The organism is Streptococcus mitis, assembly GCF_946190275.1.
GTDB classification, from domain to species: domain Bacteria; phylum Bacillota; class Bacilli; order Lactobacillales; family Streptococcaceae; genus Streptococcus; species Streptococcus mitis_DC.
In genome coordinates this window covers 1-5254 of sequence record NZ_CAMHZQ010000034.1, presented here as the reverse complement: position 1 = coordinate 5254, position 5254 = coordinate 1, and the positions used below count along the sequence as shown (strand labels likewise).

Genomic DNA, 5254 nt, shown 5'->3' with positions numbered 1-5254 from the left:
GTTGACAAAAAATAAAAAGTCGGTATAATAGTAAGAGTTGAAAATAACAACTCTGGTCCGTTGGTCAAGGGGTTAAGACACCGCCTTTTCACGGCGGTAACACGGGTTCGAATCCCGTACGGACTATGGTATGTTGCGGTTAGAACACTTGATGAAAAAAGTTTTAAAAAAGTTTCAAAAAAGTGTTGACAAGCGAAAGCGACTGTGATATACTAATATAGTTGTCGCTTGAGAGAAGCGAGTGACAAAGACCTTTGAAAACTGAACAAGACGAACCAATGTGCAGGGCGCTACAACTAAGGTTGTAGTACTGAACAATGAAAAAACAATAAATCTGTCAGTGACAGAAATGAGTGAGAACTCAAACTTTTAATGAGAGTTTGATCCTGGCTCAGGACGAACGCTGGCGGCGTGCCTAATACATGCAAGTAGAACGCTGAAGGAGGAGCTTGCTTCTCTGGATGAGTTGCGAACGGGTGAGTAACGCGTAGGTAACCTGCCTGGTAGCGGGGGATAACTATTGGAAACGATAGCTAATACCGCATAATAGTAGATGTTGCATGACATTTACTTAAAAGGTGCAATTGCATCACTACCAGATGGACCTGCGTTGTATTAGCTAGTTGGTGGGGTAACGGCTCACCAAGGCGACGATACATAGCCGACCTGAGAGGGTGATCGGCCACACTGGGACTGAGACACGGCCCAGACTCCTACGGGAGGCAGCAGTAGGGAATCTTCGGCAATGGACGGAAGTCTGACCGAGCAACGCCGCGTGAGTGAAGAAGGTTTTCGGATCGTAAAGCTCTGTTGTAAGAGAAGAACGAGTGTGAGAGTGGAAAGTTCACACTGTGACGGTATCTTACCAGAAAGGGACGGCTAACTACGTGCCAGCAGCCGCGGTAATACGTAGGTCCCGAGCGTTGTCCGGATTTATTGGGCGTAAAGCGAGCGCAGGCGGTTAGATAAGTCTGAAGTTAAAGGCTGTGGCTTAACCATAGTACGCTTTGGAAACTGTTTAACTTGAGTGCAAGAGGGGAGAGTGGAATTCCATGTGTAGCGGTGAAATGCGTAGATATATGGAGGAACACCGGTGGCGAAAGCGGCTCTCTGGCTTGTAACTGACGCTGAGGCTCGAAAGCGTGGGGAGCAAACAGGATTAGATACCCTGGTAGTCCACGCCGTAAACGATGAGTGCTAGGTGTTAGACCCTTTCCGGGGTTTAGTGCCGCAGCTAACGCATTAAGCACTCCGCCTGGGGAGTACGACCGCAAGGTTGAAACTCAAAGGAATTGACGGGGGCCCGCACAAGCGGTGGAGCATGTGGTTTAATTCGAAGCAACGCGAAGAACCTTACCAGGTCTTGACATCCCTCTGACCACTCTAGAGATAGAGTTTTCCTTCGGGACAGAGGTGACAGGTGGTGCATGGTTGTCGTCAGCTCGTGTCGTGAGATGTTGGGTTAAGTCCCGCAACGAGCGCAACCCCTATTGTTAGTTGCCATCATTTAGTTGGGCACTCTAGCGAGACTGCCGGTAATAAACCGGAGGAAGGTGGGGATGACGTCAAATCATCATGCCCCTTATGACCTGGGCTACACACGTGCTACAATGGCTGGTACAACGAGTCGCAAGCCGGTGACGGCAAGCTAATCTCTTAAAGCCAGTCTCAGTTCGGATTGTAGGCTGCAACTCGCCTACATGAAGTCGGAATCGCTAGTAATCGCGGATCAGCACGCCGCGGTGAATACGTTCCCGGGCCTTGTACACACCGCCCGTCACACCACGAGAGTTTGTAACACCCGAAGTCGGTGAGGTAACCGTAAGGAGCCAGCCGCCTAAGGTGGGATAGATGATTGGGGTGAAGTCGTAACAAGGTAGCCGTATCGGAAGGTGCGGCTGGATCACCTCCTTTCTAAGGATAAGGAACTGCGCATTGGTCTTGTTTAGTCTTGAGAGGTCTTGTGGGGCCTTAGCTCAGCTGGGAGAGCGCCTGCTTTGCACGCAGGAGGTCAGCGGTTCGATCCCGCTAGGCTCCATTGGTGAGAGATCACCAAGTAATGCACATTGAAAATTGAATATCTATATCAAATAGTAACAAGAAAATAAACCGAAACGCTGTAGTATTAAAAGAGTTTATGACTGAAAGGTCAGAAAATAAGGTTAAGTTAATAAGGGCGCACGGTGGATGCCTTGGCACTAGGAGCCGAAGAAGGACGTGACAAACGACGATATGCCTTGGGTAGCTGTAAGTAAGCGATGATCCAGGGATTTCCGAATGGGGGAACCCAACAGGTACTACCTGTTACCTGCATCTGTTAAGGATGTGAGGAGGAAGACGCAGTGAACTGAAACATCTAAGTAGCTGCAGGAAGAGAAAGCAAAAGCGATTGCCTTAGTAGCGGCGAGCGAAACGGCAGAAGGGCAAACCGAAGAGTTTACTCTTCGGGGTTGTAGGACTGCAATGTGGACTCAAAGATTATAGAAGAATGATTTGGGAAGATCAGCCAAAGAGAGTAATAGCCTCGTATTTAAAATAGTCTTTGTACCTAGCAGTATCCTGAGTACGGCGGGACACGAGAAATCCCGTCGGAATCTGGGAGGACCATCTCCCAACCCTAAATACTCCCTAGTGACCGATAGTGAACCAGTACCGTGAGGGAAAGGTGAAAAGCACCCCGGGAGGGGAGTGAAATAGAACCTGAAACCGTGTGCCTACAACAAGTTCGAGCCCGTTAATGGGTGAGAGCGTGCCTTTTGTAGAATGAACCGGCGAGTTACGTTATGATGCGAGGTTAAGTTGAAGAGACGGAGCCGTAGGGAAACCGAGTCTGAATAGGGCGGATTAGTATCATGACGTAGACCCGAAACCATGTGACCTACCCATGAGCAGGTTGAAGGTGCGGTAAGACGCACTGGAGGACCGAACCAGGGCACGTTGAAAAGTGCTTGGATGACTTGTGGGTAGCGGAGAAATTCCAAACGAACTTGGAGATAGCTGGTTCTCTCCGAAATAGCTTTAGGGCTAGCGTCGACATTAAGATTCTTGGAGGTAGAGCACTGTTTGGGTGAGGGGTCCATCCCGGATTACCAATCTCAGATAAACTCCGAATGCCAATGAATTATGGTCGGCAGTCAGACTGCGAGTGCTAAGATCCGTAGTCGAAAGGGAAACAGCCCAGACCACCAGCTAAGGTCCCAAAATAATTGTTAAGTGGAAAAGGATGTGGGGTTGCACAGACAACTAGGATGTTAGCTTAGAAGCAGCTATTCATTCAAAGAGTGCGTAATAGCTCACTAGTCGAGTGACCCTGCGCCGAAAATGTACCGGGGCTAAAACAATTTACCGAAGCTGTGGATACCTTTATAGGTATGGTAGGAGAGCGTTCTATGTGTGATGAAGGTATACCGTGAGGAGTGCTGGAACGCATAGAAGTGAGAATGCCGGTATGAGTAGCGAAAGACAGGTGAGAATCCTGTCCACCGTAAGACTAAGGTTTCCAGGGGAAGGCTCGTCCGCCCTGGGTTAGTCGGGACCTAAGGAGAGACCGAAAGGTGTATCCGATGGACAACAGGTTGATATTCCTGTACTAGAGTATGTAGTGATGGAGGGACGCAGTAGGCTAACTAAAGCAGACGATTGGAAGAGTCTGTCTAAGCAGTGAGGTGTGATATGAGTCAAATGCTTATATCTATAACATTGAGCTGTGATGGGGAGCGAAGTTTAGTAGCGAAGTTAGTGACGTCACACTGCCAAGAAAAGCTTCTAGCGTTTAAACATACTCTACCCGTACCGCAAACCGACACAGGTAGTCGAGGCGAGTAGCCTCAGGTGAGCGAGAGAACTCTCGTTAAGGAACTCGGCAAAATGACCCCGTAACTTCGGGAGAAGGGGTGCTGACTTTAAGTCAGCCGCAGTGAATAGGCCCAAGCAACTGTTTATCAAAAACACAGCTCTCTGCTAAATCGTAAGATGATGTATAGGGGGTGACGCCTGCCCGGTGCTGGAAGGTTAAGAGGAGTGCTTAGCGTAAGCGAAGGTATGAATTGAAGCCCCAGTAAACGGCGGCCGTAACTATAACGGTCCTAAGGTAGCGAAATTCCTTGTCGGGTAAGTTCCGACCCGCACGAAAGGCGTAATGATTTGGGCACTGTCTCAACGAGAGACTCGGTGAAATTTTAGTACCTGTGAAGATGCAGGTTACCCGCGACAGGACGGAAAGACCCCATGGAGCTTTACTGCAGTTTGATATTGAGTGTCTGTACCACATGTACAGGATAGGTAGGAGTCTAAGAGATCGGGACGCCAGTTTCGAAGGAGACGCTGTTGGGATACTACCCTTGTGTTATGGCCACTCTAACCCGGATAGGTGATCCCTATCGGAGACAGTGTCTGACGGGCAGTTTGACTGGGGCGGTCGCCTCCTAAAAGGTAACGGAGGCGCCCAAAGGTTCCCTCAGAATGGTTGGAAATCATTCGCAGAGTGTAAAGGTATAAGGGAGCTTGACTGCGAGAGCTACAACTCGAGCAGGGACGAAAGTCGGGCTTAGTGATCCGGTGGTTCCGTATGGAAGGGCCATCGCTCAACGGATAAAAGCTACCCTGGGGATAACAGGCTTATCTCCCCCAAGAGTTCACATCGACGGGGAGGTTTGGCACCTCGATGTCGGCTCGTCGCATCCTGGGGCTGTAGTCGGTCCCAAGGGTTGGGCTGTTCGCCCATTAAAGCGGCACGCGAGCTGGGTTCAGAACGTCGTGAGACAGTTCGGTCCCTATCCGTCGCGGGCGTAGGAAATTTGAGAGGATCTGCTCCTAGTACGAGAGGACCAGAGTGGACTTACCGCTGGTGTACCAGTTGTCTTGCCAAAGGCATCGCTGGGTAGCTATGTAGGGAAGGGATAAACGCTGAAAGCATCTAAGTGTGAAACCCACCTCAAGATGAGATTTCCCATGATTTTATATCAGTAAGAGCCCTGAGAGATGATCAGGTAGATAGGTTAGAAGTGGAAGTGTGGCGACACATGTAGCGGACTAATACTAATAGCTCGAGGACTTATCCAAAGTAACTGAGAATATGAAAGCGTAAGGTTTTCTTGATTTGAATAGATATTCAATTTTGAGTAGGTATTACTCAGAGTTAAGTGACGATAGCCTAGGAGATACACCTGTACCCATGCCGAACACAGAAGTTAAGCCCTAGAACGCCGGAAGTAGTTGGGGGTTGCCCCCTGTGAGATATGGAAGTCGCTTAGCT

2 tRNA genes and 3 rRNA genes are annotated in these 5254 nt (G+C 49.3%); all 5 read left to right on the top strand.

Annotated elements, in window-relative coordinates:
• Positions 1-54 precede the first annotated feature (54 nt).
• The 5 genes from N8M20_RS10060 to rrf all read left to right on the top strand — a co-directional run bounded on the left by N8M20_RS10060 (position 55) and on the right by rrf (position 5253).
• Positions 55-126, top strand: a tRNA-Glu gene (locus N8M20_RS10060).
• Positions 127-368: 242 nt separating this feature from the next.
• A 16S ribosomal RNA gene (locus N8M20_RS10055) occupies positions 369-1914 on the top strand.
• Between the two features lie 51 nt (positions 1915-1965).
• Positions 1966-2038: transfer RNA gene (locus N8M20_RS10050), tRNA-Ala, on the top strand.
• Positions 2039-2160: 122 nt separating this feature from the next.
• Positions 2161-5061 (top strand): 23S ribosomal RNA (locus N8M20_RS10045).
• Between the two features lie 76 nt (positions 5062-5137).
• A 5S ribosomal RNA gene (gene rrf / locus N8M20_RS10040) occupies positions 5138-5253 on the top strand.
• The 16S, 23S and 5S rRNA genes sit together here with 2 tRNA genes alongside, the layout of an rRNA operon.
• The last annotated feature ends 1 nt before the right edge of the window (position 5254 follow it).